The organism is Kitasatospora sp. NPDC001309 (assembly GCF_042896295.1).
Lineage (GTDB): Bacteria > Actinomycetota > Actinomycetes > Streptomycetales > Streptomycetaceae > Kitasatospora.
Map to the genome: position 1 here is coordinate 116,359 of NZ_JBIAXC010000017.1, position 26,526 is coordinate 142,884.

The window sequence follows — 26,526 nt, forward strand, 5'->3', positions numbered from 1 at the left end:
TCGGCGATTTGCACCGCCGACCCGCGCCCCGGCACCGCCGCGTCACATCGACCCGGCCGCCTCCTTGAGCTCCGCGTACGGCGCGAGCTTACGGATCGACTCGATGCTCTTCAGGCAGTCGTCCTTGCTCTCCTGCGGGTCACCGGTCACCACGACGGTCCCGTTGCTCGCCTTGAGCCGGAACCGGTGCATCCCGCTCTCGTCCGTGTACAGCTCGAACTTCCCAGCCATGCCGTCAACAGCCTTTCGCTCGATGGCCCCCTGGGACCGCACCGTAGGCCCAAATCCGTTGGAACGCTCGCCAGTTGACCCAGTCGGGTGGCGACCGTTCGAGTCGCGGAGCCGACCTCCGGCTCAGCCGGCGGCGCGGTTCGCGGTGGCGCGCAGGGACCCGAGCAGGGCGAGGGCCTGGGCGCTGGAACTGCCGGGCTCCGCCTGGTAGACGACCAGTTGCTGGCCGGGAGCGTCGCGCACGTCGAAGGCCTGGTAGGTGAGGGTCAGCGGGCCGACGTCCGGGTGGAGGAAGTGCTTGGCCTCCTGGGTCTTTCCGCGTACGGCGTGGGTGTTCCACAGCCGGGTGAAGTCGGTGCTGTGGTCGGTGAGGGTGCGGACGAGCGCGCGCAGCCGGGGGCTGTCCGGGTCGAGCCCGGCGGCCTGCCGCAGATGGCCCACGACGGCTTGGGCCGTGTGGCCCCACCGTTCGTGGAACTGTCGGCCCGCCGGGTCGAGGAAGGCCATCCGGGCGAGGTTGTCCATCCGCTCGAAGGGCGAGTGCAGGGCCTCGGCCAGGGCATTGGCCGCCAGGACGTCCAGGGTCCGGTTGATGACGAACGCCGGGGCGGTCGGGTAGCCGTCCAGCAGCTGGCGCAGGGCGGGGCCGACCAGGTCGGTGGTGTGGGCGAACCGGCTGCCCGGCACCGTCCCCGCCAGCTGGTGCAGGTGCGCGTGCCCGTCCGGGTCGAGCCGCAGGGCGCGGCCGAGCGCGTCGAGGACCTGGGCCGACGGGTGGCGTTCCCGCCCCTGTTCCAGGCGGGTGTAGTAGTCCGCGTTCACCCCGGCCAGGACGGCGACCTCCTCCCGGCGCAGTCCGGCGACCCTGCGCACCCCGTGGCTCGCCACGCCGGCGTCCTGCGGCCGCAGGGCCGCGCGGCGTGCGCGTAGGAACTCTCCCAGGTGGTTGTCGGTCACGCCCTCACCCTAGGTGGCGCCGCCCGGGCCCTGCCTGGGTGTACCGCACCCAGGCGGGACACGTCCTGGTCGGTCGCCCGAGCCCCGCCCAGACTCGGTCCGGCGGAACGGATCCGCATCCGTCGACGAACCCCGTGCTCCACCAGGAGGAGAAGCAGGCATGACGCAGACATCCAAGGTCGTACTGGTCACCGGGGCGAGCAGCGGCATCGGGGAGGCCACCGCCCGCCGGCTCGCCGCCGACGGCCACCGGCTGTTCCTCGGGGCCCGGCGCACCGACCGCCTCGACGCGCTCACCGGCGAGCTGACCGCCGCGGGCGCCACCGCGGCGTTCCGGCGCCTCGACGTCACGGACGCCGCCGACGTCCGGGCCTTCGTGGCCGCCGCCGGTGAGCGCTACGGCCGGGTCGACGTCCTGGTCAACAACGCCGGCGTGATGCCGCTGTCGCCCCTGGAGGCGCTGAGGACGGACGAGTGGGACCGCATGATCGACGTGAACGTGAGGGGAGTCCTGCACGGCATCGCCGCCGCGCTGCCCGTGATGCGGGCCCAGGGCGGCGGGCACGTCGTGAACATCGCGTCCGTCGGCGCGTACGAGGTCTCGCCCACCGCCGCCGTCTACTGCGCCACCAAGTTCGCCGTCCGAGCGATCTCCGAAGGGCTGCGCCAGGAGTCGGCCGGCGACATCCGGGTCACCCTCGTCTCTCCCGGCGTGACCGAGTCCGAACTCGCCGACGGCATCGCGGACCCCGCCGCGCGGGAGGCCATGAAGGCGTACCGCGCCGTGGCCATTCCCGCCTCCGCGGTGGCGGGGGCCATCGCCTACGCGGTGTCCCAGCCCCGGGAGGTCGACGTCAACGAGCTGGTGGTCCGCCCCGCGGCGAGCGCCCAGTGACCAGGCCGCGTCGGTGGGCGGGGCGACGCGGACCGACCGGTGCAGGCAGTCCTGTGCGGGTCCGGTCCCCTCACTCGATCTGACGAACCGCGCGCTGCGGTCCACCGAGTCGTCCGCGGCTGGCTGGATACTCCGGGATCACATGTGTGCACCGGCCGTGGCGGGGCGCGGGCGCACGCCTCCCAACTGCGGAAGGACACCGGATCATGCAGTCGATTCCCGGCCCCGGCGGCCCCGGCGGCGACCAGGGCGCGGTCGGCGGGCCGACCGGCACGACCACGGTCATGCCGGCCCGACCCCACGTGCCGTCCCCGGACGGGCCCAGGGCCGGCGGGTACACCTGGCCCGGGCTGGACGAGGAGTTCACCCGGGAGGTCGTCGCGATCGCGCGGACGGCCGAGGGGCGCGAGCTCGCCGAGTCGCAGGTCTTCGAGATCGTCCGGGCGCAGCCGCAGCCGCAGGGGCTGCCGCTGCGGGTGCGCCCGCAGCTGCGCAGCGAGCTGGACGCGTTCGTCGCCTCGTACCACCGGGTGATCGAGACGCTGGTGGCGGCCTGGGACCACGACCGCGACCTGCGCGAGGTGCTGACGCTTCCCCAGGTGCTGCGCGAGCACGTGGACGCCGCCCGTGACACCCGGGTGCACCTGCTGCGGATCGATCTGCTGCCCCAGGCCGACGGCACGCTGCGGGTGCTGGAGACCAACGCCAACTGCCCCGGGGGCCTGCCCGGGGCCGGCCGGGGCCGGGCGGCCTGGCGGTCGCTGCTGGCCCGGCACGGCGTCGACGTGCCGGGCCCGCTGCCGGCCGACGACCCGCTCTGGCCGGGGAGTTGGCTGCTGCGCCTGGCGGAGCAGCACACCGGGACCCGTCCGGAGACGGTGGCCCTGCTCTGCCCGGACGGCAGCTACCGCGCCGACACCCGTGACTACGACACCGCCCTGACGGCCCTGGGCGTCCGGGTCCTGCACGCGGACCCGCGCGAGATCTCGCTCGACGGGCGCGGGGGCGTCGTCGTACGCGGGGAGGCGGTGCGGCACGCGTTCGCCAAGGTCGGCATCCAGGACCTGCTGCGGATGGGCGACGGCGCGGCGTCCTACCTGGAGGCCGTGCGCGAGGGCCGGCTGTTCGTGCAGAACGGGCTGCGCGGACGCCTGATCGGCGACAACAAGCTGTGCCTCGCCGTGCTCTCCGACCCGCGCTTCGCCCACCTCTTCGACGCCGCCGACTACCGCCGGGTCCGTCCGGCGATCCCGTGGTCGCGCAACCTCGCGCACTGCGACGCGGCGACGCTGCACGCCGTCGTCCGCGACCGCGACCGCTACGTCCTCAAGCGCCCGCTGGACACCCGCGGCAACGGTGTGGTGATCGGCCGGGAGGCCGCCGACGCACCGGCCTGGGAGGCCGCCGTCGACCTCGCGGGCGCCGAGGGCTGGCTCGTCCAGGAGTACGTGACCAGTCCCCACCTCCTCGGGGTCGTGGACGGGCCGGCTCCCCGCCACGACGTGGCCCTGGGCGCCGTCGACGGCCGGCTGGTCTCGGCCTTCTCCCGCGCCGGTTACGGGGAGCGCCACAACGTCGCGGGCTCCGGACGGCCGCACCCGCTGTACCTGTGAGCCGGCCGGTCGAGGTGGTCCCGCCCCCGGGGCCGGCCGCTCCCGCCCGGCCCCGGTCCCGGCCGCGGCCGGGACCGCTGGTCAGCGTCTGGCGGCAGCGGAACTTCCAGGTCCTGTGGGCGGCGCACACCGTCAGCGAGTTCGGGACGCGGATCACGTTCTTCGTCATCCCCGTGCTCGCCCTGACGACCCTGTCCGCCTCGACCGGCCAGCTGGGACTCGTCTCGGCGATGGAGTCCCTGCCGTTCCTCCTGGTCGGCCTGCCGGCGGGCGCGCTGCTCGACCGGTGGGACCGCCGGCGGGTGATGGTGGTGGCGGACGTCGGCCGGGCCGTGACCATCGCCCTGCTGCCGGCGGCCCACCTCGCCGGGGTGCTGAGCGTGCCGCTGCTCTGCGCGGTCGGGTTCGCCATCGGGCTGTGCACGGTCTTCTTCGACATCGCCGACCAGGCGTTCCTGCCGACGGTCGTGGCGCGGGAGCAGACCCCGGACGGCAACAGCCGGCTGGAGTTCTCCCGCTCGACGGCGGAGCTGGCGGGCCCCAGCATCGGCGGCCTGCTGCTGCAGACCGTCGCCGCGCCCCTGGTCCTGGCCGTCAACTCGGTGAGCTACCTGGTGTCCGCGCTGCTCCTCTGCCTCATCCGGACGCCCCGGGTGCCGGTGCCGCGGACGAGGGAGCGGATGCGCACCCGGATCGCCGAGGGGCTGCGGTTCGTCTTCGGCCACCGGACCCTGCGCTCGCTGACCCTGGCCACGGGCATCAGCAATCTCGTCGGCCTGAGCGGCGCGCTGGGCGCCGTCCTGACCGCGTACGCGCTGCGCGACCTGCGGCTCTCGCCGGGGGAGCTCGGGCTGGCCCTGAGCATGGGCAACTGCGGTGCGCTGCTGGGGGCCACGCTCAGCGGCCGGGTCATCCGGCGCGTGGGCCTCGGCCCCGTCCTGGTCGCGGCCAAGTCCATGTCGGGGATCGCCGTGCTGGTGCTCGCGACCGCGGCGCCGGCCCGTGCCGTGCCGACCCTGGGCGTCGCGACCGGCATCATGGCCTGCGGCATCACCGTCTACAACATCGGCCAGGTGAGCCTGCGCCAGGCCATCACCCCCACCGGCCTGCAAGGCCGGATGAACGCCTCCGTGCGGTTCGCCATCTGGGGCACCCGCCCGCTCGGGGCACTGGCCGGCGGCTACCTCGGCTCGGTCCTCGGCACCCGCCCCACGCTGTGGACGATCGCCGGGATCGGCCTGCTCTCCTGCCTGCCCCTGATCGCGACCGCAGACCTCCGGACGCTGCGGGCCTTCCCGTCCCGGCCGGCCGACTGAACGCGGGACGGACCCTAGCCCTCGGACTTCCCGGCCAGGCCGGTGATCGTCGCGGTGAGGATGCGGGCGAGCCGGGGTTCGACCTCGACGACGGCGTGGGCGAGGCGGGGGTCGCTGCGGTAGAGGGCGGCGACCTCGGGGCCCGGGTTGGCGATCTGCCACATGGCGCCGGCGAGGGAGACGGCGGTGGCGAACAGGTCGGTGACGTCCTGGTCGTCGAGAGTGGGGAGTTGTTCCCGTAGCGCGGCGGTGACGGGTTCGCGGGCGGCGACCGTGGCGAGCTTGAACTCGCGGACCGCGTCGACGGAGACGTGGCGTTCGAGGTTGAGCGGTGCGTGGGCGAGCAGGTCGCAGAAGCTCCCGCGCTCGGCGAGGGTGGCGGCGAAGGCCCGGGCGACGGTCGCCGGGCTCGGGTCCCCGGTCTCCCGCAGCCGCGCTGTGAGGGCCTGCGACCACTCGGCCCAGCCCTCGGCGGTGAGGCGCAGGAAGATCTCCTCGCGCGTCTCGAAGTACCGCAGCAGGGCCGACTTGTGCATGCCGACGGCGGAGGCGATGTCGGTCAGGGTGATCTCCCTGACGCCGCGCTCGCGGCCGAGTGCCGCGGCCGCTTCCAGGATCGCGGCTTCGCGTCGGCGCTTGGCCTCGGGCGAGCGTGCGCGCTGGAACTCCGGTGTGTCTGCCATCCACCCATGGTAGGGCAACGCCGTTGCCGTATTACCGCAACGGCGTTGCACTATTAGCGCAACGGTGTTCTACTAATGGCACGGCACGACACGGCACGACACGGCACGACACGGCACGCCGGAGAACGCGGAGGAGAGTCATGGAGAGCATGAAGAGCGCGGAGAGCATGGAGAACGCGGAGAGCGCACGCCGCCCCGAGGCGCGGGTCTGGTTCGTCACCGGCAGCTCGCGCGGCTTCGGCCGGAGCCTGGTGCGCGCGGCGCTGGAGGCCGGCGACCTGGTGGTCGCGACGGCCCGGCGGCCGGAGCAGCTGGCCGACCTCGTCGAGGAGTTCGGCGAGCGCGTCCGCCCGGTGGCGCTCGACGTCACCGATCCGGCGGCGGCCCGGGCGGCCGTCGCCCAGGCGCGGGAGGCCTTCGGCCGGATCGACGTGCTGGTCAACAACGCCGGGTACGCCAACGTCTCGCCGATCGAGACCACCGAGGACGCCGACTTCCGGGCCCAGTTCGAGACGAACTTCTGGGGCGTCTACCACGTCACCAAGGCTGCGATCCCGCTGCTGCGCGAGCAGAAGGGGGGCCTGGTGATGCAGTTCTCCTCGGTGGGCGGGCGGGTCGGCGGTTCGCCGGGCATCGCCTCGTACCAGGCGGCGAAGTTCGCCATCGACGGGTTCAGCCGGGTTCTGCGGGCCGAGCTCGCGCCGTTCGGCGTGAAGGTGCTGGTGGTCGAGCCGAGCGGCTTCCGCACCGACTGGGCGGGGGCGTCGATGGTGGTGCACGAGGTCCCGGAGGCCTACGTGGGAACGGTCGGCGCGGTCAACGAGCGGCTGCGCAAGGGTGTGGACGGCGCCGCCGGCGACCCGGACCGGGCTGCCGAGATCCTGGTGCGGATGGCCGGGCGCCGCGATGTCCCGGACCACCTGCCGCTGGGGGTCAACGCGGCCGAGGGTTCGATCGCGCAGGACCGCCGGCTGCTGGAGGAGGACAGCCGGTGGCGCGAGGTCTCCCGCTCGGCCGACTTCACCGAGCCCTATCCGGTGGCCTTCCCCGCGGACTCGGAGGGGTGAGCGGGGCCGGGGTCAGGGGGCGAGTGGGTCCGGCCCGGGGACGGGCGCCCGGGTCCGGCACCCGTCCCCGACGTTCGGCGGGTCAGCAGTTGTCGAGGATGCCGGTGAGCGCGGTCTTCTCGGTGCTGTCCACGCCGAGCCCGTAGTACTGCTTCACCTGCACCCAGGCGCGGGCGTAGGTGCAGCGGTAGGAGGCCTGGGGGAGCCACTCGGCCGGGTCGCGGTCGCCCTTGGAGCGGTTGCTGCTCGCGGAGACCAGGACCAGCTGGGGGCGGGTGACGTCGTTGGCGAAGGCCTGGCGCTGGGCGGTGGTCCAGGCCCAGGCGCCGGAGGCCCAGGCCTCGGAGAGCGGCACCAGGTGGTCCACGTCGAAGGTGGACGGGTTGGTGGTGGTGGCGCCGTCGTACGGCGAGGTCCAACTGCCGCTGGTGGCCTTGCAGGAGGTGTCGGTGGTGACGTCGGTGCCGTCCCGCTTGACGATCCACTTGCGGGTGTCGCAGCTGCCGCTGATCTTGATCCAGGTGGGGAAGAGGGTTCTGTCGTAGCTGTCCGCGTGGGTCTCGGGGGTCGCGGTCATCCCGTCGAGGTAGAGCCGGGCGGTGGCGGCGGAGATCGGGGTCGGCAGTGCGGCCTGGGCCGGGCTGCCGCCGGCGACCACGGTCGCGGCGACGAGGGCGGCGGCGGCCGGCAGGCAGGACAGGAACCGGCGTATGGATCCGGTGAGGGCCATGGCGAACGCTCCATCAGAAGATCGGATTGACTGATGAGTTGCGTGCGCCAGTGTGTCGGCTTCGCGGCTACGCGGGTAGACCCCGGGAGTGAAATCCTCGTGGACATCGGACGGGTACGGACAAGTCCGGCACTCCCGGGGGCCGTTCGCACCCGGCCCGGACGCGACGAGGGCCCGGGACGCGGCTGTGCGTCCCGGGCCCTCGGCCGTTCGTCGTGCCGACCTCGCCGACCTCGCCGACCTCGTCGAGGTCGTCGAGGTCGGCGGTCAGTTCACCTGTTCCTGCCGCGCCTGTTCCTGGTCCTGCTGCTCCTGGCGGTGGCGACGGCCGGCCAGCCAGACGTAGACCAGGATGCCGGCGAACAGGAACAACACGCCCTGGTAGACGGCGGCGTAGCCGGCCCCGGCCAGCAGCCAGATCGAGAAGGCGAAGGCACCGAGGCCGAGCACCGCGTCGCGGACCAGGCGGGTGCCGTCGACCTTGTCGGTGGCGCCGCGGACCAGCCAGTACAACTGGGCGGCGGTGGACAGCAGGTAGGGCACGACGGCGGTGAACGTGGTGATCAGGACGAGCACGTCGAAGGCGCCCTTGGCGCCGCTGGCGAAGTTGACGACGGTCAGCACCGAGGCGAGCGCCACGCTGACCAGCACGCCGAAGGTCGGCACGCCGCGCTTCTCCTTGCCGAAGGCGGCCGGGAAGAGCCCGTCCCCGGCGGCCGCGTACGGCGCCTGGGCGGCCAGCAGGGTCCAGCCGTTGAGCGCGCCGGTCATCGAGACCAGCGCGGCGACCGCGATCGCCGCGCCGCCCCAGGTGCCGCCGAACATGGCGTTCACGGCGTCCGAGAACGGCGCGCTGGAGTCGACCAGTTGCTGGTGCGCGACGGTGCCGAACACCGCGAGGGTGCCCAGCAGGTAGACCACCGCGGCGCCGCTGGTGCCGAGCACGCTGGCCCGGCCGACGTTGCGCTCCGGGTCGCGGACCTGGCCGGCGCTCATCGCGGCCGACTCGACGCCGACGTAGCTGAACATCAGGATCGCCGCGGCGGCCGTCATGCCGCCCATCCAGCCCTGGCCGCTGGCCTCGAAGGGGCCGACGTTCTTCGGGTCGAAGAAGAACAGTCCGCCCACCGAGATCAGCAGCAGCGGAATGAACTTGAGGACGGTGGACACGAGTTGGACCGCCCCGACGTACCGGGTGCCGGCCAGGTTGGCCAGTGCGGGCAGCCACTGCAGGACCAGTGCGGCGGTGATCTCCAGCGCGACGTCGTGGTGCATCGGCAGCAGCACGTCCAGGTAGCCGACGGCCGCCACGGCGAGCGCGGCGTTGCTGACCACGGCGGTGATCCAGTACGACCACGCTGACAGGAAGCCGGCGAAGTCGCCGAAGGCCTCGCGGGCGTAGACGTACGGCCCGCCGGTGCGCGGGTTGCGGCGGGCCAGCTGCCCGAAGACCAGCGCCAGCGCGATCGAGCCCACGGTGATGACGGCGAAGGCGAGCAGGCTGACCGTCCCGAAGGGCGCCACGGCGGCCGGGATCATGAAGATGCCGCCGCCGATGATGTTGCCCATCACCAGGGCGGTGGCGACGGGCAGCCCGAAGCGGCCGCTCTTCGCCGGAGCCGGAGCCGGAGCCGGAGCCGGACCAGGAGCCGGAGCCTGGTCCGGGGTCTCCGGGCTGCTCGGTCGGGTCGCGTGCGGGGTCGCGTGCGGGGTCGCCTGCGGGTTCGCCTGCCGGGTCGCGGCGGGGCTGGTCTGCATGAGGGTGGTGTGCCTTTCGTGGTCCTGCCTGCGCTCGGTGGAGCGACCGCTCATGCTCGGACCGGGCGGCACCTTGCACCAAATCGACGGTATTTGTTCATTTCGCCCGAGGGAACACCGCAAGACTTACGGTCGTACGCCTGTCGGACCGGCACTCGTCCGGTGCGCCCCGCGAGGGCGTTCGACCCGGAATGCGGATGTACGAGCACGTTCGTCCGGCCGGGGGAGATGTGTCACCCGAATGACTCAGCGCGGCCGCGACGCGCGCGCCGCCTGCGGGTTCGTGTGCCAACCTTGGCCCGGCGCTCCCCGGTGGAGCGCCGCCCGGCCTTTCGGACCGGCTCGAACTGGCCGTTCGGGGGCGCGGGTTGACGACCAGAGACCAACCAAGAGGACATCAGATGTCGCTTCGTGGGAACATCCGCAAGTTCGCCGTGATCACCGTGGTGACGGGTGCCGCGGCCCTTGCGGCGCCGGCGCCGGCGATGGCGGCCTGGCACGGGTCGCACGCGTCGACCGGGCAGAGCCTGGAGTCGGGCTCGGCGGGTGTCGGCCTGTTCGGCCCGCACGCCAGCTGGCTGAACGCTCACTCGCACACCGAGGACGACTGCATCGGCGACTGCTGATCCGGCTGATCCGCAGCTGAGCCCGGGGACCGCCCGTAGCGGTCCCCGGGCTCACGGCCGTCCGTCCGCCTACGTCTCCGTCTTCGCATCCGCCCCGGGACGCCGGGACAGCCGCCCCGGCCACCACATGTGCCGGTCCAGGTCCATGGTCAGCGCGGTGACCAGCACCGAGCGCACCACCAGGGTGTCCAGCAGCACCCCCAGCGCCACCGCGAACCCGATCTCGGCCAGCCCCACCACCGGCAGCGTCCCCAGCACCGCGAAGGTGCTGGCCAGGATCAGCCCTGCCGAGGTGATCACCCCGCCGGTCGCGGACAGCCCGATCAGCGCGCCCCGCCGGGTGCCGTGGTGGGCGGACTCCTCCCGTACCCGGGTCATCAGGAAGATGTTGTAGTCGATCCCGAGTGCCACCAGGAAGACGAAGACGAACAGCGGGAACGCGTTGTCCTCGCCCTGGAAGTGGAAGACGTGGGCGAAGAACAGCGAGCTGATCCCGAGCGCCGCCGCGTACGAGAGCACCACGGTCGCGATCAGCACCAGCGGCGCGGTGACGGCCCGCAGCAGTACGGCCAGGATCAGCAGCACCACTCCGAGCACCAGCGGGATGATCGCCCGGTTGTCGTCCCCGGCGGCCCGCCCGGCGTCCAGGACGACGGCGGTGTTCCCGCCGACCTTGGCGTCCGCCCCCGGTACGGCGTGCACGGCGGTGCGCACCCGGTCGACGGTGTCCTTGGCGGCCTGGCTGTCCGGGGGGTCGGTCAGGGTGGCCTGGAACAGGGCCCGCCCGTCCCGCACCACCGGCGGCGAGGTGGCCGCGATCCCGGCGGTGGACTGCGCGGCGGCCCGTACGGCCGGGGCGCCGGCCGCGGCGGAGACCACGGTGAGCGGTGCGCCCGTCCCGCCCGGGAAGTGCTGCTCCAGCACCTGCTGGCCGACCACCGAGTCCGGCTTGCCGGTGAAGGAGGCGGCCGTGCTGAGCCCGTTGGCGTTCAGCGAGACCAGCCCCACGCAGCAGGCCGCGAGCGCCAGCGCCGTCCCGACCCACACCTTGCGCGGGCGCCGTCCGATCCAGGCGCCGACGTGCGCCCAGCGGCCGGTCCGGGTCGGCTCCGGGGTGCCGTAGTCCGGTCTGACCGGCCAGAACACCCAGCGGCCGACGAGCACCAGCAGCGCGGGCAGCAGCGTCAGCATCGCGGCCAGGGCCACCACGACACCGATCGCCAGCACCGGGCCGAGGCCGCGGGTGGAGTTCATCCGGGCGATCAGCAGGCACAGCATCGAGGCGACCACGGTGGCCGAGGAGGCCAGCACGGCGGGCCCGGCCCGGTGCAGGGCGTACGCCATCGCCTCGTGCCGGTCCTCGTGCCGGCGCAGTTCCTCCCGGTAGCGGGCGGTGAGCAGCAGGGCGTAGTCGGTGCCCGCGCCCAGCACCAGGACGATCAGGATCCCGGCGCTCTGCGCGTTGACGGTCAGCCCGGCGTGCTTCGCCAGCAGGTAGATGAAGGCCTGGGAGACGGTCAGCGCACCGGCGGCGGAGAGCAGCGGCAGCAGCCACAGCACCGGGCTGCGGTAGGTGAGCAGCAGCAGGACGATCACCACGCCGACGGTGGCGGCGAGCAGCGAGCCGTCGATGCCCGCGAAGGCCTTGGCCTGGTCGGCGGCGATCCCGCCGGGGCCGGTGACGTGGGTGGTCATGCCGTGGCTGTCGGCGGTCGCGGTCTGCCGCAGGGTGTCCACGGCGGGCTTGAGGTCGTTCCAGCCGTTGGTGCCGACGTCGATCGGCACGACGGTCTGCATCGCCTGCCCGTCGGCGGACAGTACCGGGCCGATGACCGGCCCGACCACGTGCGGGACGGCGGCGAACCCGACGGCCTGCCGGGCGGCCTCGGCCCGGTCGGCGGGGGTGATGCCGGTGGTCCGCTGGTAGACGACGACGGCCTGGGCGGTGTCCACCGGCTGGAAGGCCCGCTGCTCGTTCAGCACCTGGGTGGACTCGGCGTTGCCCGGCAGCCAGCTGGACGCCTGGTTGTCCTCGGCGCCCACCAGCTTCCCGGCCAGCGGGCCCAGCGCGATCAGCAGCACCAGCCACAGGGCCAGCACCACCCACTTGCCCCGGCGCCCGCAGGGCAGCGCGGCCAGTTTCCGAGTCGTGGACATGCATCCACCCCCAGGTGGCAGTGACTCGTTCCAGCCTGCCACCGCACCGCCCGACCGGCAGCTCCGGGCGTCCGGCGGTTCCGCGCGTCCGGCGGCTCCGCGCGTCCGCTAGGACACCGGCACGGCCGCCCGCTCGCGCAGCTCCCGCAGCACCGCGATGTCCATCGCGTGCCCGGTGCCGTCCCCGCCGTGCTTGCGGTCCGGGGTCTCCACCAGCAGCGGCACCCCGGCCGTCTCCGGGTGCTCGAACAGCTCGCGGAACGGCTCCGCGCCGATCATCCCGGCGCCGATGTTGGCGTGCCGGTCCTTGCGGGCGCCGACCACGTCCTCCGAGTCGTTGGCGTGGATCAGCCGCAGCCGGCCCGGACCGGCGGCCGAGGCCAGGGCGTCCAGCGCGGCCGTCACCCCGCCGGGGGCGGCCAGGTCGTGCCCGGCGGCGAAGGCGTGGCAGGTGTCCAGGCAGACGCCGACCTTGGGGTGCCCGTCCAGCGCCTCCACGTACTCGGCCAGCTGCTCCAGCCGCGAGCAGAGCGAGCTGCCCTGGCCGGCGGTGGGCTCCAGCAGCAGCCAGGGCGCGTCGTCGCCGAGCGCGTCCAGCTCGTCCAGTAGCGGCCGGACGTCGGCGCGCACCTGCGCCATCGCCTCGGCCCGGCGCGAACCGCCGCCGGGCGCGGTGCCGACCGCCGAGCCGGTGTGCAGCACGACGCCGAGCGCGCCGATCGCGTGGCCGCGGTGCAGCGAGTGCCGCAGCGAGTCGGCCGAGCGCTCCCGGGTGGCCGGGTTGTCCGAGCCGAAGTTGATCAGGTACGGCGCGTGCACCCAGGCCGGGATGCCCTGCTCGGCGCAGGCCGTACGGAACTCCTCGTCCTGGGCCGTGTTGCCCGCGGGCGTGGCCCAGCCGCGCGGATTGGCCACGAACACCTGCACCGTCTCGGCACCGACCCGGCTCGCGTACGCCAGGCCCGTCCCGGCCAGGCCCCGGCCGGCCACCGGGACGTGGGCGCCGATCGGGTTCCGGCGGGCGGCGGGGGTCGGTCCGGTCGCGGTGCTCATGCCCCGAGGATGTCACGGGCCCGGGCGGCGACGGCGCGCGGGCCCGTCCCCGCGCCGGGTGCGCACGCCACGCTGGGGCGCGCCCGGCGGGAACCGCCGGACCCGTCCCCATGGCCGACGGCCCGTCAGTCCGGCAGCCCAGCCCTGGTGGCGGGCCCCCGGGGGCGACCGTACCGTCGACTCGGCCGTACTCACCGAACGTCACCACCCGCACACGCCGGGTCGGAGCGTCCCCTCCGCCCTCCCGCAGCCGACCAGCGCGCCCACCGCCCCACCGCGCGCGCCGAAAGACAGGTCACCACTCATGCCCACGCGCCGGGTCCACCACCTCGCCGCGGCCACCGCCGCCGCCACCGCCCTGACCACCGTTCTCGCCACCCTGGCCGCCGCCCCCGCGGCCCACGCCGCCGAAGGCACCCTGCACCTCGTCCAGCCCGGCGAATCGATCCAGCAGGCCGTCGACGCCGCCGCCCCCGGCGACACGGTCCAGCTCCTGCCCGGCACCTACCCGGGCAGCGTCCGCATCACCACCCCCCGCCTCACCCTGCGCGGCGCCGGGGCCGCCACCGTGATCACCCCCGGCGGCGGCACCGAGAACGCCTGCGCCACCGCCGGGCACGGCGTCTGCGTGGCCGGCACCGAGCAGGCCCCGCTGCCCGGGGTCACCGTCGAGGCCCTCGCCGTCACCGGCTTCCGCAAGAACGGCATCGACGCCAGCGGCACCACCGGCCTGACCGTCCGCGACACCTACGTCCACGACAACGCCCAGCAGGGCATCAGCCAGGAGATCTCCACCAAGGCCACCATCGTGGGCAACCGCTCCGTCGACAACGGCCAGTCCGGCGTCTTCCTCGCCAACTACGCCTACCGCGAGGGCGGCGCGCCCGACACCGGGGGCACCGTCGTCGAGGACAACGTGCTCACCGGCAACCGGGTCGGCGTCACCGTGCGCCGGCTGCGGGTGCTCACCGTCCAGGGCAACGAGATCAGCGGCAACTGCAGCGGTGTCTTCGTGGTCGGCGACGAGGGCGTGCCCCGCGCCGGGGACCTCGACGTCCGGAGGAACCGGGTGGTCGCCAACAACAAGTTCTGCGCGGCCAATCCGCGCCTCGGCGCCATCCAGGGCGCGGGCATCGTGCTCACCGGCACCGAGGACACCCGGGTCACCGACAACGAGGTCCGCGACAACGTCGGATCCACCGACTTCTCCGGCGGCATCGTCCTGTTCAAGAGCGTCGTCGGCATCCCCAACACCCGGGCGACCATCGCCGACAACCGCCTCAGCGGCAACCGCCCGGCCGACCTCGCCGACCGCGACACCGGCACCGACAACTCCTTCGTCCGCAACACCTGCGCGGTCTCCGAGCCGTCCGGCCTTTGCTGACACCCCCGTTGACGTCCCCGACCGACAAGGACCACACCATGACCACCGCCCCCGTCAACCCCACCCCCCAGCCGGCGATGCGCCTGCGCGAACTCGTCTTCGGCGCCGCCTGCGCCGCCGCCGTCCGCGCCGCCGCCCGGCTCGGTGTCGCCGACGTGCTCGGCGACACCCCGACCACCGCCACCGAGCTCGCCGCGCAGCTCGACACCGAACCCCGCCAGCTGCGCCGCCTGCTGCGCGCGCTCACCTGCTACGGGATCTTCGCGGAGACCGGCGGCGACCGCTTCGAACACACCGAGATGTCCCGCCTGCTGCGCGACGACGCTCCCAACTCCCTCCGCCACATCGCCCTCTGGTGCACCGAGCCGTGGACCTGGGAGGCCTGGCCGAAGCTCGACGAGGCGGTGCGCTCCGGCCGCAACGTCTTCCCCGACCTGTTCGGCAAGGAGTTCTTCGACTACCTGCACAGCGACGCCGGCGACTCGGCGAAGGTCTTCGACAAGGCGATGACCACCTCCAGCCGGCAGTCCGCCCGGGACTTCGCCGAGTACCTGGACCTCACCGGCATCGACTCGGTCGCCGACATCGGCGGCGGCCAGGGCCACGTCCTCGCCAGCCTGCTGGAGAAGCACCCGGCCCTCCACGGCACCCTGCTCGACCTGCCCAAGGTGGTCGCCGGCGCCGACCCCCGCCTCCAGGACGGCGGCGCCTTCTCGGCCCGCGCCCGCCTCGTCCCCGGCGACTGCCGGGTGGAGATCCCGGTGCGCGCCGACCTCTACATCATCAAGAACATCCTGGAGTGGGACGACGACAGCACCCGCCGCACCCTCGCCAACGTGGTCGCCGTGGCCCGCCCCGGCGCCCGGGTCGTGGTGGTCGAGAACCTCGTCGACAACAGCCCCTCGATGCGCTTCACCACCGCGATGGACCTGATGCTGATGCTCAACGTCGGCGGCGCCAAGCACTCCGAGGAGAGCATGGTCCACCTCATGCAGGAGGCCGGCCTCGACGTCGCCGCCGTCCGCCCCGTCAACCCCTACCTCCACGCCTTCGAGTCCACCGTCCGCGGCTGACCCCCGCTCCCGGAACGCCCGACGGCCGCTGCTCCCCGACCCGGGGGAGCAGCGGCCGTCGGGGTGTTCAGGCCTTGTGGGAGGACTCCAGGTGGGCGAAGACCACCACGTTGTCCAGGTAGTCCCGGCGCTTCTTGTCGTAGGTGCCGCCGCAGGTGATCAGGCGGAGCTGGGCGTCCGGGGTCCTGCCGTAGACCTTCTGGTCGGGGAAGGCGTTCTTGGCGAAGGTCTCCACGTTGTCGACCGAGAAGACGGCGACGGTGCCGTCGGCGCGGCTCACCTCGACCTTGTTGCCGGGCAGCAGCAGGCTCAGCAGCAGGAAGACCGCCGGGCCCTTGGTGGTGTCGACGTGGCCGGCGACCACCGAGCTGCCGCGCTCGCCCGGGGTGACGCCGTCGCGGTACCAGCCGACCAGGTTCTTGTCGTCCGGCGGGGGCGCGTTGAGCTGTCCGGCCGGGCCCAGGGCGAGTTCGGTGAACGGGGCGTCGACGGCGATCTGCGGGATCCGCAGCCGGGTCGGCTTGGACCGCTTGAGCACCGGTGCGCCCGGCGCCGCGGGCGGGGCCGTGGCGCCGGCGGTGGCCGCCGCGGGGCCGGGGACGGCGGGGGCGGCCGCCGCCGGGGGAGCGGCCTGGCCGGCCGCCTGGTCCTCGGCGGGGCCGGTGTCCACCGAGTTGTAGATCAGCAGCAGGCCGACCGCTGCCGCGCCCATCCCGCCGCGCAGCAGCCTGGGCATTCCGGAGCCGGGACCGCCGGTCATCCGTGTCCTCCGCTCGAAGTGCTTCGTGGGGAGCCTGTTCCGCAACGGCCCGCCGCCCCCGTGCGCCCCGCCCGGGAGGGGGAGCGCCCAGAGGCGGCGGTGGCGGACGTCAGACGGCTGCGGCGCCGGAGGTGCGACGGCCGCGGCGCAGCGCGATCGCACCGGCCCCGAGGCCGCCGAGCAGCAGCACCGCGCCGGAGGCGAGGCCGCCGCCGGACAGTGCCAGGCCGCCGCCGCCGGTGTGCACGCCGCCGTGCGGGGTGTGCTCCTCCTCCCGGCCGTCGGAGCCCTTGCCCTCGGAGCCCTTGTGCTCGCCGGAGCCCTTGCTGTCCGAGCCCTTGTGCTCGCCGGAGCTCTTGCCGTCGGAGCCCTTGCTGTCGGAGCCCTTGTGCTCGCCGGAGCTCTTGTCGTCGTAGCCCTTCGAACTGTCGGAGCCGCCCTTCTCGGGCTGCTTCTCCTGCCAGGTGAGGTTCTTGCCCTGGTCCGAGGAGGAGCCGTCGGCGAAGGCCATGGGGGTGCCGACGGTGAGGACGGCGGCGACGGCCGCTCCGGCGAGCAGCGTGCGTGCAGAACGCATGAGGATGATCCTTCCGGCGCGTGGGCCGCGACCGCCGGCACGGTGCCGGTCAGGGGACTCGCGAACAAGTGGCGCCTGATCCACCGTCAACCAGGGTGGGGCCGCCTGCCACCCGAGCGTGGCAGCTCCGGTACGGAGAGTGCGCCCTTCGGGTGGAGTCCGGGGCGTGTTCACCCGGGTGGCCCGGCGATCCGGGTGATTCGGATTCGAGGCGGGGTGGTAGTGGTGCGCGCACGCACCGGCCCGCCTGCGGCGTGGCGCACGCACGGGCCCGCCCCCCGCGTGGCGCGAGCATGGGCCCGCCCCCGGCGTGGTGCCGGGGGCGGGCCCAGAGCGGAGCGGGGACGCGGCTCAGCGGTCCCAGCGGTAGAACTCGCGCGCCATGGCGTCCTTCGGCTCGCGCCAGGTGGCCGGGTCGTAGGCCTGGACGAAGGCGGTCAGGCGGTCGCTGACGGTCCGGAACTCCGGGTGGCCGAGGACCTTGGCGACGGCCGGGCCCGGCGGGCGGTCGGCCTCGATCAGGTGCAGGTAGACGTCGCCGAACTGGAAGAGGCTGCGCCCGGTGACGCCGATCAGGTGCGGCAGTTCGCCGCGGTCGGAGTCGGCGAACACCTCGGCGATGTCCGGGGCGGCCTCGGGCTTCATCCGCGCGACGATCAGTGCGCGGTGGGCGCCGGTCACTGCTCGGCCGCCCGCTTCTCGACCTTCTCGCGGATCAGCTGCAGCTGGATCCGGGAGTTCTTGTTGATGTGGTTGACCATGCCGTCGTCGTCCACCGGCGCGGTGGGCTTCATCGCGAAGTCCTGGACCCAGCGCATCCGGGTGCCGGCCGGGACCTCGGCGTACTCCCAGTGGATCTCCATGAACTCGAACGGTCCGGGCTCGACCCGGCGGGCGTTGACCTCCAGCGACGACCGGTCGGTGGTGCGTTCGGAGACCCAGCTCCACACCTGGCCGTTCTCGTCGGGGTGCATGGTGAGCCGGAACTGCACCCGGTCGCCGTCGCGCTCCAGCACCTCGACCGAGGCGTACTCGCTGAAGAGGTCCGGCCAGTTCTCCAGGTCGTTGGTCATCTCCCAGACCAGGTCGAGCGGGGCGTTGATGACGATCTCGTTGTCGGTGTGTCCGGGCATCTCAGGCACCCGCCTTCGCGGCGAGGGAGGTGTTGACCAGCTCCAGGAACTCGGCCGGGGTCTTGGCGGACTCGGCGCCGGAGGTGACCTTGAGGCTGTGCCGGTTCTCCAACTCGCCGACGATGCCGAGGAGTCCGAGCGAGTCGACGCCGAAGTCGTCGAACTGCGCGCCCGGCTGCTCCAGGTCGTTCGGGGCGACGGTGACGCCGGCCCGGGCCTGGAGCAGGGCGGCCAGCTCGGGATAGCTGAGGGTGTTGCTCACGGGGTTCCCTTCGAGGAGGTCCAGTGGATCGGGGGTGCGGGGGTCAGGTCGGCTCCCCGCGGCGGAGCACCAGCGCGGAGTTGGAGCCCATCAGCCCGCGGCTGAGCACCAGCGCGGTGCGCAGTTCGGCCGGGCGGGCGCGGCCGGTCACCAGGGCGAGGTCGTGGCAGACCTCGGTGACGTTGGGGGTGGGCGGCAGCACGCCGTCCTCCATGGCGAGCACGGCGGCCGCGACGTCCAGCATCGGGGCGCCGCAGTAGGCCCGCCCGGTGCCGGCCTTGGGGGCGGTGACCGGGACGCGCTCGGCGGCCGGGCCGAGCGCGTCGACCAGCGCCAGGGCCTCGGCCCGGTCGGCGGCGGGGACGCCGAGCGCGTCCGCGAAGACCACGTCGATCTCCTCGGGCGCGATCCGGGCCTCGTCCAGCGCGATCCGGATCGCCGCGGCCAGTCCCTCCCGGGACTGCTCCCAGCGGGAGGCCCCGGTGAAGGTGGCGCCGTGTCCGGCCAGGTGGGCCCGGACGGCGGCGCCGCGCCGGCGGGCCGCCGACTCGTCCTCCAGCAGCAGCATCGCGCCGCCCTCGGCGGGGGCGAAGCCGCAGGCCTGCGCGGTGAACGGCAGGTAGGCGGCCTCCGGCCGGTCGGCCAGGCTCAGCTCGGGGTAGCCGAGTTGGCAGACCATGGAGTACGGAGCGAGCGGGGCCTCGGCGGCGCCGACCACCACGGCGTCGGTGCCGCGCTCGACCGAGCGGGCGGCGTGCGCGAGCGCGTCCAGGCCGCCGGCCTCGTCGCTGGCGACCACCCCGCACGGGCCCTTGTAGCCGCCGCGGATCGAGATCTGGCCGGTGCTGGCCGCGTAGAACCAGGCGATGGACTGGTACGGGCCGACGAACCGCGGCCCCTGGCCCCAGAGTTGCTGGAGCTCGCGCTGGCCGAACTCGCCGCCGCCGGAGCCGGCCGCGGTCACCACGCCGACCGCGAAGGGCCGTTCGGGATCGGGCCGGAACCCCGCGTCGGCCACCGCCAGGTCGGCGGCGGCCATCGCGTAGTGGGTGAAGCGGTCGGTCTGCACGAGGTAGCGGCTGTCGATCACCGACTGCGGCTCGAACTCCCGCACCTCGCCCGCGACCCTGAGCGGCAGCTCGGTGCAGCCCTCGCGGGATATCCGGTCGAGGACGCTCACGCCCTGCCTGGTGGCCTTCCAGAAGGCGTCGGCCCCGACACCGTTCGGTGCCACCACGCCGAGACCGGTGACGACCGCCCGGCGGCCCTGCTGACGTGACGTCATGGAACTCACCCCGTTCTGTTGAGCACGACGGCGGACTGGAATCCGCCGAATCCGCTGCCGACCGAGAGGATGTGGCTCAGCGGCAGCTCGCGCGCGGTGCGCGGCACGTAGTCGAGGTCGCACTCCGGGTCCGGAGTCTCGTAGTTGGCGGTCGGCGGCACCACGCCGTGGGCGAGTGCCAGGGTGCAGGCGACCACCTCGATCGCGCCGATCGCGCCCAGCGAGTGCCCGACCATCGACTTGATCGAGCTCATCGGCGTCTCGAAGGCGTGGCCGCCCAGCGAGCGCTTGACCGCGGCGGTCTCGTGCCGGTCGTTCTGCTTGGTGCCCGAGCCGTGCGCGTTGACGTAGTCGACGTCGCCGCGGTCGACCTTGGCGTGGTCGAGCGCGTGGTCGATCGCCCGTGACATCTCCAGCCCCTCCGTGGTGAGGCCGGTCATGTGGTAGGCGTTGCCGAAGGTGGCGAAGCCGCCGATCTCGCCGTAGATCCGGGCGCCGCGGCGGCGGGCGTGCTCCAGCTCCTCCAGCACCAGGACGGCGCCGCCCTCGCCGAGGACGAAGCCGTCCCGGTGGGCGTCGAAGGGGCGGGAGGCGTGCTCCGGGTCGTCGTTGCGCTCGCTGGTGGCCTTGATGGCGTCGAAGCAGGCGACGGTGATCGGCGAGATCGGGGAGTCGGAGGCGCCGGCGACGCAGATGTCGGCGCGTCCCTCCTCGACCGCCTGGAAGCCGTAGCCGATCGCGTCCAGGCCGGAGGTGCAGCCGGTGGAGACGGTCTGCACCGGACCGTGCGCGCCGACCCGCTCGGCCACCGCGGAGGCCAGCGTGCTGGGCGCGAAGGCCCGGTGCAGGTGGGGCTCGGCGTGCCGGTGGTCCACGTCCCAGCGCGCGCCGGAGGCGCTGACCAGGGCGTAGTCGTGCTCCAGCCGGGTGGTGCCGCCGACGGCGGTGCCGAGCGAGACGGCGATCCGCCACGGGTCCTCGGCGGCCAGGTCCAGACCGGCGTCGGCGACCGCCTCGGCGGCCGCGACCATCGCGAACTGCACGTAGCGGTCGGCCCGTCGGACCTCCTCCGGGCTCAGCCCGTGGGCGGCCGGGTCGAAGTCGCACTCGGCCGCGATCCGGGAGCGGAACCCGGCCGGGTCGAAGAGGGTGATGCCCCGGGTGGCGGTGCGGCCGGCCGTCAGGAGGTCCCAGAACGCGGGGATCCCGATCCCTCCGGGCGCGACCACGCCGATCCCCGTGACGGCGACCCGCCGTGTCACGAGGCCACCTTGGCGTGTTCCGGGGGGTCGGCGGGGGCGGACCCCCCGGCGCCGGAGGTCTCCTCGGTGCTCACGTGGCCCAGGTCGGGGCGGGGCGCGAGCGGGCCGCAGTGGAAGACCATCCGGGCCTCGGTGTCGCCGACGTTGCGGAAGCGGTGGCGCATGTTGATCGGGATCATCAGGCCCTGGTCGGGCTTGAGCGGCCGGGTCTCCCCGTCCAGGTCGACCTCCAGGTCGCCGGAGACGACGAACACGAACTCCTCGGAGTACGGGTGGTAGTGCTCGTTGATCCGCTCGCCGGGCCCGATGATGGCCAGGCCCATGAAGCCGCTGGTCGCCCCGCAGCTGGGCGGGGTGAGCATGGTGCGCAACAGGGCGCCGTGGCGGCGGTTCTCCGGGGCCTCGTCGACGTTGATGATCGGCGGGAACTGCGTGGTCATGATGGCTTTCCTCCGGGAGGGCTGGCCGGGTGTCAGTCGTTCTGCGAGCTGCGGTCGGTGACCGGGCTCATGGCGCGGGCGGCGAGGAACGCGCCCAGGCCCGCGGCGGTGCGCAGGTCCCCGGCGGGGCCGAGGTCGAGCAGGGCGGCCAGTTCGGCGGCCTCCTGGTCGCCGGCCACGCCGAGCGCGGCGGCGGCCTCGGCCTCGGCCGGCACCCGGAGGTCGACCAGGCGCACCACGGTGTCCTCGCGCTGGAAGACGATGGCCGCGGCGACCGGGCCGGTCGGGTCGGCGGTGGCGAGGTTGTCGTGGTCGAAGAGCAGCTCGGCGACGGCCGGCCCCCGGCCCGGGCGCACCGGGTAGAGCACGGCGTGCCGGTGCAGCCGCCCGGAGGAGGGGGAGCTGGCGATCGCCTGGTGCCGGGCGGGCAGCGCGGCCTTGGCGAAGAAGGCCCGGGCGGACTGCGGGTCGCCCAGCTGCCGGGCCTCCTCCAGGTACGGGTTGAGCTCCTCCTCGACCGCCCGCACCTCGGGCTGCATCGCCACGTGGCGCAGCGCGTCGCCGAGGTTGCCGACCACCTCGACCGCGCGCACCACCCGGTTGCCGTGCATGAACAGCGAGGTGCGGCGCAGCCGGGTGTGCTCGTCCACCTCGGCCCGGGGCGAGGTGTAGCCGGACAGGATCCGGGCCACCTCGGCCTCGCTGCCGGGCTTGACGGTGAAGGTCAGCGCGTGGCGCACCACGCCGTCCGGGCCCGGGTCGGCCCGCGGCGGGCCGACGTGCCCGGCGGGCTCGCTGCGCGGCAGGCCGGGCGGCACCTCCATCGGGGCCCTGGTGCCGGTGGACCCGGCCGCCGAGGTCTCGCGCAGCACCGCGTAGCGCAGCGAGCGGAAGTTGTCGCTGACGCAGCCGTGCATCGGCTTGACCATCTCGCGGTGGGCGGGGCTGTCCACCCACTGCAGGAAGGTCTCCTGGTCCTGCCACTCGCTGGTGATCAGCCACTGGCGGGGGTCGTTGATGGACTGGCACAGCTGGTCGCTGACATGGCCGGGCACCGAGGCCACCTGGTGGCGCAGTTGCTCGTAGACGTCGAGGAAACGCTGCTGGGCGCCGTCCTGGATCTCCAGCATCAGCACCACCCTCAGCCGGGTGTCGGATTCCTCGTGCTGCTTCGGCTGCGGTTCGGACAGAGTCGTCATGATCCACTTTCTGCTCTTGGCCGCACGCGGCGGGCCGTGGCGGCCGCGTCCGGCGGGTGCTCCCGGCTGGGGGAGGGCGGTGCGGTGGCGGTCGGCCCGGGGCGCTCGGCGCCAGGCCTGAGGTCGATCGTGAGCGGCCGACCGGGCGCGGCGCGAGATTTGCGGGCCATCCGGGCGAAGGGGCGGCACAGGCCCCCTCGGGCGGGGGATGGAAGAGCGGGGCCCGGCTGAGCGGGCCCGTCCAGGGCGGCGCCGAGTCCAGTCGCCGGGCCGCGGAATCCCCTTACAGGGTGGAGCAATTGATGAATCCGAAGGTGGACGAACGGGTGCCGGTCCTGATCGTGGGCGGCTCCCTGGTCGGGTTGTCGGCCTCGCTGTTCCTCGGTCGGCTGGGTGTCCGGCACCTGCTGGTCGAGAAGCACGCCGACACCTCGCACCACCCGCGCGGGCGCGGCAACAACGTCCGCACGATGGAGCTGTACCGGGTGGCCGGGATCGAGCCGGCGATCCGTGAGGCGGCCTCGGTGCTGGCCCCGAACCACGGCATCCTGCAAGCGCCCTCGCTGACCGGCGAGGAGCAGGAGTGGCTGTTCCGGGAGATCGACCCGGGCGGGCGGCTGGCCCGGTTCAGCCCCAGCTCCTGGTGCCTGTGCAGCCAGAACGACCTGGAGCCGGTGCTGCTGCGGTCGGCCCGCGACCTCGGCGCGGACCTGCGGTTCAGCACCGAGCTGATGTCCTTCGAGCAGGACGCCGACGGCGTCACCTCGGTGCTGCGCAGCCGGGAGACCGGCGAGGAGCGGGTGGTGCGCTCGGAGTACCTGATCGCCGCGGACGGCCCGCGCAGCCCGGTCCGGACCGGCCTGGGCATCGGCCGGACCGGCAAGGGCGAGCTGTTCCACAACGTCAGCATCACCTTCCGGGCCAAGCGGCTGGCCGACGTGGTCGGCGACCGGCACTTCATCGCGTGCTACCTGACCAACCCGGAGGCGGACGGCGCGCTGCTGCCGGTGGACAACCAGTCCGAGTGGGTCTTCCACGCGCCCTGGCACCCCGAGCACGGCGAGCCCCTGGAGGCCTTCACCGACGAGCGCTGCGAACGGCACATCCGCACCGCCGTCGGCCTGCCCGAGCTGGACGTCGAGGTGACCGGCAAGGCGCCCTGGCACGCCGCCGAACGGGTCGCCGAGCGGTACGGCGTCGGCCGGGTCCTGCTCGCCGGGGACTCCGCCCACGAGATGTCCCCGACCGGCGCGTTCGGCTCCAACACCGGCATCCAGGACGCCCACAACCTGGCCTGGAAGCTGGCCGCGGTGCTCTGCGGCTGGGCCGGGCCCGGCCTGCTGGAGACGTACGGGCAGGAGCGCCGCCCGGTCGCCGAGGTCACCGGCGAGCGCGCCTCGGCCCGCTCCGCCGAGCACAGCCACCCCGGCTACGCGGTCGTCCCCGGCGTCGGGCGGCAGGCCGGGGTGCTGTCGGTGGCGCTGGGCTACCGCTACCCGCGGGGCGCGGTGGTCGGCACCGACCCGCAGGGTGCGGTCGTCCCGGAGCAGTTCGAGTCGTCGGGCGAGCCGGGCAGCCGGGCCCCGCACCAGTGGCTGCTGTGCGCGGGCGTGCGGCTGTCCACGCTGGACCTGTACGAGCAGGCGATGGTGCTGCTCACCGACCCCGAGGGCGCGGCCTGGCAGCAGGGCGCCCGGCGGGCGGCGGACCGGCTCGCCGTCCCGCTGGACGCCTACCGGATCGGCGACGGCGCCGAGGACGACCTGGCGCCGGAGCCGGGCAGCGACTTCGCCGCCCTGCACGGGGTGGGCCCGGGCGGTGCGCTGCTGGTGCGCCCGGACGGCTTCGTCGCCTGGCGCTCGCCGGGGCCGGTCGAGGACCCGGAGGCCGAGGTGGAGGCCGCGCTGCGGGCGGTGCTGGACCTTTGAACCTCTGACGCACGCGGACGGGCCCGCCGGTCGTCACGACCGGCGGGCCCGTCCTGTCAGGTCCCAGGCGTCAGGTCCCGGGTGTCATGGGTCAGGAGTCTCGGGGGTCACAGGGGGTGCTCAGGCGGTCAGTGACCGCCCGCGTCGACCACCTCGACGTCGGCCACCTCCCGCTCGATCTCCTCGGCGGGCAGCGCCACCCGGATCGCCCAGTAGTAGATCGCCAGCGCGAACACCGAGACCAGCGCCATGTCGTACCAGAGCGGGATCAGGCCGGTGCCGTTGCCGAAGCCGCCCTGCCAGGAGATCAGGCCGAGGCCCAGCAGGTAGACCGGCAGCCACTGGGCGGCCTTCCAGTTGAGCCGCGGCGCGTTGGGCAGGCGGTTCTTGATCGCGTAGGCCGCGTAGCCGCCGAGCAGGGCGTAGCCGAGCACGATGGCGATGCCCAGGCGGGACAGGGTCTGCCAGCCGGCCCAGTAGATGATCAGGCTGGCGACCACGAAGGAGACCGGGGAGATCACGCCGCCCAGCGGCAGCCGGTAGGAACGCTCGCGGTCGGGCAGCCGGCGGCGCAGGGCGCCGAAGGCCAGCGGGGCGCCGGCGTACATCAGCACGCTGGCGGAGGTGATGAAGCCGACCAGCTGCTGCCAGCTCGGGAAGGGCAGGAAGCAGATCACGCCGGTCACGAAGGACAGGATCAGGCCGAACCACGGCACGCCGTTCCGGTCCAGCTGCTCGAACTTCTGCGGCGCGTAGCCGTTGCGGCTCAGGCCGTAGGAGATGCGCGAGGTGGAGGTGGTGTAGATCAGGCCGGTGCCGGCGGGGGAGATCACCGCGTCGACCTTGAGCACGTAGTACAGCCAGCCGAGGCCGACCAGGGTGGCCAGGCCGGCGAACGGGCCGTCGATGCCGGGGAAGTCCAGCTTCGCCCAGCCGTTGGCGAAGGCGGTGACCGGCAGTGCGCCGATGAAGACGACCTGCAGCAGGGTGTAGATCAGGGTGCCGATGGCGACCGAGCCGAGCACGGCGCGGGGGATGTCGCGCTTGGGGTTGCGGCTCTCACCGGCGATCTGGATGGCCTGCTCGAAGCCGAGCAGGGCGAAGATGATGCCGCTGGTGCTGATCGCGGCGAGCACGCCCTTGGCGCCGAACGGGGCGAATCCGTGCGAGGTGAAGTTGGAGGCGTGGAAGCTGGTGATCGCCAGCATGAAGATCGTGAGCAGAGGAACGAAGATCTTCAACCAGGTGGCGATGCTGTTGGTCCGGGCGAGGACCTTCACACCGAGGAAATTGACCGCGACGAACACCGCCATCAGCATGGTCGCGACAATGAATCCGCTGGTGGTCAGGGTGCCGTTGGTGTGCTGCAGTCCGCTGGCCCAGGGCACGTCCTTGGCGTAGCCGATCATGGCCTCGACCTCGATCGGTGCCACGGTGGCCGCCTGGAGCCAGGAGAACCAGCCGAAGGACATGCCGGCCAGGCCGCCGAAGGCGTAGTGCGGGTAGCGCGCGGTGCCGCCCGAGACCGGGAAGAGCCCGCCGAGTTCGGCGTGCACGAGCGCGAGCAGCACGATGCCGACGGCGCCGATGCCCCAGGAGATGACGGCCGCCGGCCCGGCGGCGGTGACGGCGCTCTTCGCGCCGAAGAGCCAGCCGGAGCCGATGATCGAGCCGACCGAGGCCCACATGAGGCCGATGAGTCCGACGTGGCGCTTGAGCGACCGGTGTGCGGTCCCGGTGGTGCCGGAGCTCTGGTCGGGCGGCGAGATCTGGTTGAGGGAAGCCATGGATGATCTCTCTGTGTGTGGGGGCTCCGGGGTGGGCGGAGCGCGGAGAGTTGCCACACAGTAGGGCTATTCATAGACCTCTGCACAGATTCCATTGCTGAATGTTTACTTTCTTTGCCAGATATCCGTGCAGGTAGGGGGTCGTCTGTTCATGGGCGTGTTACGTGACTCGCGAGTAGGTTCAGTATTTGAGCGGCAATTGAGCTTTGCCGTCCGGTCCGGCAATATGGATCACCCACTCGTTTATGGGAATGACGTGAACCGCATAGCCATGCCGCCGGAGGCGCGGCGTAGGCTTGTTCCGTGCGTTTCGTGATCCTGCCGCCGCCGGTCCGCTAGCGGGCGGCGCA

At 73.4% G+C, this 26,526-nt stretch carries 25 protein-coding genes; 8 read left to right on the forward strand and 17 right to left on the reverse strand.

Going from position 1 to position 26,526, the window contains the following annotated elements; genetic code table 11:
• Positions 1 to 42: 42 nt before the first annotated feature.
• Together ACFY2K_RS19195 and ACFY2K_RS19200 are read right to left on the reverse strand one after the other, a co-directional pair.
• Positions 43 to 231, reverse strand: a complete 189-nt coding sequence (locus ACFY2K_RS19195) for a YegP family protein (RefSeq protein ID WP_375885888.1) — start codon at positions 229 to 231, stop codon at positions 43 to 45.
• A gap of 123 nt (positions 232 to 354) precedes the next feature.
• A complete protein-coding gene (locus tag ACFY2K_RS19200; protein ID WP_387712696.1) occupies positions 355 to 1,188 on the reverse strand; it encodes a helix-turn-helix transcriptional regulator in 834 nt (277 codons plus the stop codon).
• A 160-nt stretch (positions 1,189 to 1,348) separates the two neighbouring features.
• Here ACFY2K_RS19200 and ACFY2K_RS19205 point away from each other — a divergent pair, with 160 nt between their 5' ends.
• From ACFY2K_RS19205 to ACFY2K_RS19215, 3 genes are all read left to right on the forward strand, one after another.
• The gene (locus ACFY2K_RS19205; RefSeq protein WP_380526768.1) at positions 1,349 to 2,083 is read left to right on the forward strand and encodes an SDR family oxidoreductase; all 735 of its coding nucleotides are present in this window, start codon (positions 1,349 to 1,351) and stop codon (positions 2,081 to 2,083) included.
• Positions 2,084 to 2,289: 206 nt separating this feature from the next.
• Entirely contained in the window at positions 2,290 to 3,696 is a 1,407-nt protein-coding gene (locus ACFY2K_RS19210) for a hypothetical protein (protein WP_387712699.1), read from the forward strand.
• Positions 3,693 to 5,012: an MFS transporter gene (locus ACFY2K_RS19215; RefSeq protein ID WP_380526766.1), complete on the forward strand. Its 1,320-nt coding sequence runs from the start codon at positions 3,693 to 3,695 to the stop codon at positions 5,010 to 5,012. The genes ACFY2K_RS19210 and ACFY2K_RS19215 overlap by 4 nt, the downstream gene beginning before the upstream one ends.
• 14 nt (positions 5,013 to 5,026) lie before the next feature.
• Here ACFY2K_RS19215 and ACFY2K_RS19220 read toward each other — a convergent pair whose 3' ends face one another.
• Positions 5,027 to 5,695 (reverse strand): TetR family transcriptional regulator, encoded by a 669-nt coding sequence (locus ACFY2K_RS19220; protein ID WP_375885901.1) that lies wholly within the window; start codon positions 5,693 to 5,695, stop codon positions 5,027 to 5,029.
• 149 nt (positions 5,696 to 5,844) lie between these two features.
• On the opposite strand from ACFY2K_RS19220, the gene ACFY2K_RS19225 reads away from it, so the two are divergent.
• Positions 5,845 to 6,762, forward strand: a complete 918-nt coding sequence (locus tag ACFY2K_RS19225; protein ID WP_387712739.1) for an SDR family NAD(P)-dependent oxidoreductase — start codon at positions 5,845 to 5,847, stop codon at positions 6,760 to 6,762.
• Between the two features lie 82 nt (positions 6,763 to 6,844).
• On the opposite strand, the gene ACFY2K_RS19230 is transcribed toward ACFY2K_RS19225, so the two are convergent.
• Together ACFY2K_RS19230 and ACFY2K_RS19235 are read right to left on the reverse strand one after the other, a co-directional pair.
• Complete coding sequence (locus ACFY2K_RS19230; RefSeq protein ID WP_380526764.1) at positions 6,845 to 7,492, reverse strand: HNH endonuclease family protein; 648 nt, start codon at positions 7,490 to 7,492, stop codon at positions 6,845 to 6,847.
• Positions 7,493 to 7,759: 267 nt separating this feature from the next.
• The gene (locus tag ACFY2K_RS19235; RefSeq protein WP_387712742.1) at positions 7,760 to 9,250 is read right to left on the reverse strand and encodes an amino acid permease; all 1,491 of its coding nucleotides are present in this window, start codon (positions 9,248 to 9,250) and stop codon (positions 7,760 to 7,762) included.
• A gap of 401 nt (positions 9,251 to 9,651) precedes the next feature.
• Between ACFY2K_RS19235 and ACFY2K_RS19240 the strand changes: the two genes are divergently transcribed.
• The gene (locus tag ACFY2K_RS19240; protein ID WP_375885909.1) at positions 9,652 to 9,876 is read left to right on the forward strand and encodes a hypothetical protein; all 225 of its coding nucleotides are present in this window, start codon (positions 9,652 to 9,654) and stop codon (positions 9,874 to 9,876) included.
• 69 nt (positions 9,877 to 9,945) lie between these two features.
• Here the strand turns inward: ACFY2K_RS19240 and ACFY2K_RS19245 are convergent, their stop codons facing one another.
• Together ACFY2K_RS19245 and ACFY2K_RS19250 are read right to left on the reverse strand one after the other, a co-directional pair.
• Positions 9,946 to 12,033 (reverse strand): MMPL family transporter, encoded by a 2,088-nt coding sequence (locus ACFY2K_RS19245; RefSeq protein ID WP_387712703.1) that lies wholly within the window; start codon positions 12,031 to 12,033, stop codon positions 9,946 to 9,948.
• Between the two features lie 108 nt (positions 12,034 to 12,141).
• The gene (locus ACFY2K_RS19250) at positions 12,142 to 13,086 is read right to left on the reverse strand and encodes a deoxyribonuclease IV (RefSeq protein ID WP_387712706.1); all 945 of its coding nucleotides are present in this window, start codon (positions 13,084 to 13,086) and stop codon (positions 12,142 to 12,144) included.
• A gap of 304 nt (positions 13,087 to 13,390) precedes the next feature.
• On the opposite strand from ACFY2K_RS19250, the gene ACFY2K_RS19255 reads away from it, so the two are divergent.
• Both ACFY2K_RS19255 and ACFY2K_RS19260 read left to right on the forward strand, forming a co-directional pair.
• The gene (locus ACFY2K_RS19255; RefSeq protein ID WP_387712709.1) at positions 13,391 to 14,470 is read left to right on the forward strand and encodes a nitrous oxide reductase family maturation protein NosD; all 1,080 of its coding nucleotides are present in this window, start codon (positions 13,391 to 13,393) and stop codon (positions 14,468 to 14,470) included.
• 38 nt (positions 14,471 to 14,508) lie between these two features.
• Positions 14,509 to 15,543 carry a methyltransferase gene (locus ACFY2K_RS19260; protein ID WP_375885920.1) on the forward strand — a complete coding sequence of 345 codons (1,035 nt, stop codon included), beginning with the start codon at positions 14,509 to 14,511 and terminating at the stop codon, positions 15,541 to 15,543.
• Positions 15,544 to 15,610: 67 nt separating this feature from the next.
• On the opposite strand, the gene ACFY2K_RS19265 is transcribed toward ACFY2K_RS19260, so the two are convergent.
• From ACFY2K_RS19265 to ACFY2K_RS19305, 9 genes are all read right to left on the reverse strand, one after another.
• Positions 15,611 to 16,303: a class F sortase gene (locus ACFY2K_RS19265; protein WP_380531181.1), complete on the reverse strand. Its 693-nt coding sequence runs from the start codon at positions 16,301 to 16,303 to the stop codon at positions 15,611 to 15,613.
• 109 nt (positions 16,304 to 16,412) lie between these two features.
• Entirely contained in the window at positions 16,413 to 16,880 is a 468-nt protein-coding gene (locus ACFY2K_RS19270; RefSeq protein WP_375885925.1) for a hypothetical protein, read from the reverse strand.
• Between the two features lie 351 nt (positions 16,881 to 17,231).
• Entirely contained in the window at positions 17,232 to 17,525 is a 294-nt protein-coding gene (locus tag ACFY2K_RS19275) for a TcmI family type II polyketide cyclase (RefSeq protein WP_030287701.1), read from the reverse strand.
• Between the two features lie 32 nt (positions 17,526 to 17,557).
• The gene (locus tag ACFY2K_RS19280; RefSeq protein ID WP_375885927.1) at positions 17,558 to 18,013 is read right to left on the reverse strand and encodes an SRPBCC family protein; all 456 of its coding nucleotides are present in this window, start codon (positions 18,011 to 18,013) and stop codon (positions 17,558 to 17,560) included.
• A gap of 1 nt (position 18,014) precedes the next feature.
• The gene (locus ACFY2K_RS19285) at positions 18,015 to 18,275 is read right to left on the reverse strand and encodes an acyl carrier protein (RefSeq protein WP_375885930.1); all 261 of its coding nucleotides are present in this window, start codon (positions 18,273 to 18,275) and stop codon (positions 18,015 to 18,017) included.
• 43 nt (positions 18,276 to 18,318) lie between these two features.
• On the reverse strand, positions 18,319 to 19,560 hold the full coding sequence (locus ACFY2K_RS19290; RefSeq protein ID WP_380531176.1) for a beta-ketoacyl synthase N-terminal-like domain-containing protein: 1,242 nt from the start codon (positions 19,558 to 19,560) through the stop codon (positions 18,319 to 18,321).
• 5 nt (positions 19,561 to 19,565) lie between these two features.
• Entirely contained in the window at positions 19,566 to 20,822 is a 1,257-nt protein-coding gene (locus ACFY2K_RS19295; RefSeq protein ID WP_375885935.1) for a beta-ketoacyl-[acyl-carrier-protein] synthase family protein, read from the reverse strand.
• Positions 20,819 to 21,262, reverse strand: coding sequence for a cupin domain-containing protein (locus ACFY2K_RS19300; RefSeq protein ID WP_380531173.1), 444 nt, complete (start codon positions 21,260 to 21,262; stop codon positions 20,819 to 20,821). The genes ACFY2K_RS19295 and ACFY2K_RS19300 overlap by 4 nt, the downstream gene beginning before the upstream one ends.
• A gap of 32 nt (positions 21,263 to 21,294) precedes the next feature.
• Positions 21,295 to 22,461 carry a SchA/CurD-like domain-containing protein gene (locus tag ACFY2K_RS19305; protein WP_375885940.1) on the reverse strand — a complete coding sequence of 389 codons (1,167 nt, stop codon included), beginning with the start codon at positions 22,459 to 22,461 and terminating at the stop codon, positions 21,295 to 21,297.
• 302 nt (positions 22,462 to 22,763) lie between these two features.
• On the opposite strand from ACFY2K_RS19305, the gene ACFY2K_RS19310 reads away from it, so the two are divergent.
• Positions 22,764 to 24,389, forward strand: coding sequence for an FAD-dependent oxidoreductase (locus ACFY2K_RS19310; RefSeq protein ID WP_387712717.1), 1,626 nt, complete (start codon positions 22,764 to 22,766; stop codon positions 24,387 to 24,389).
• Positions 24,390 to 24,517: 128 nt separating this feature from the next.
• Here ACFY2K_RS19310 and ACFY2K_RS19315 read toward each other — a convergent pair whose 3' ends face one another.
• On the reverse strand, positions 24,518 to 26,176 hold the full coding sequence (locus ACFY2K_RS19315; RefSeq protein WP_375885944.1) for an APC family permease: 1,659 nt from the start codon (positions 26,174 to 26,176) through the stop codon (positions 24,518 to 24,520).
• Positions 26,177 to 26,526: the final 350 nt, after the last annotated feature.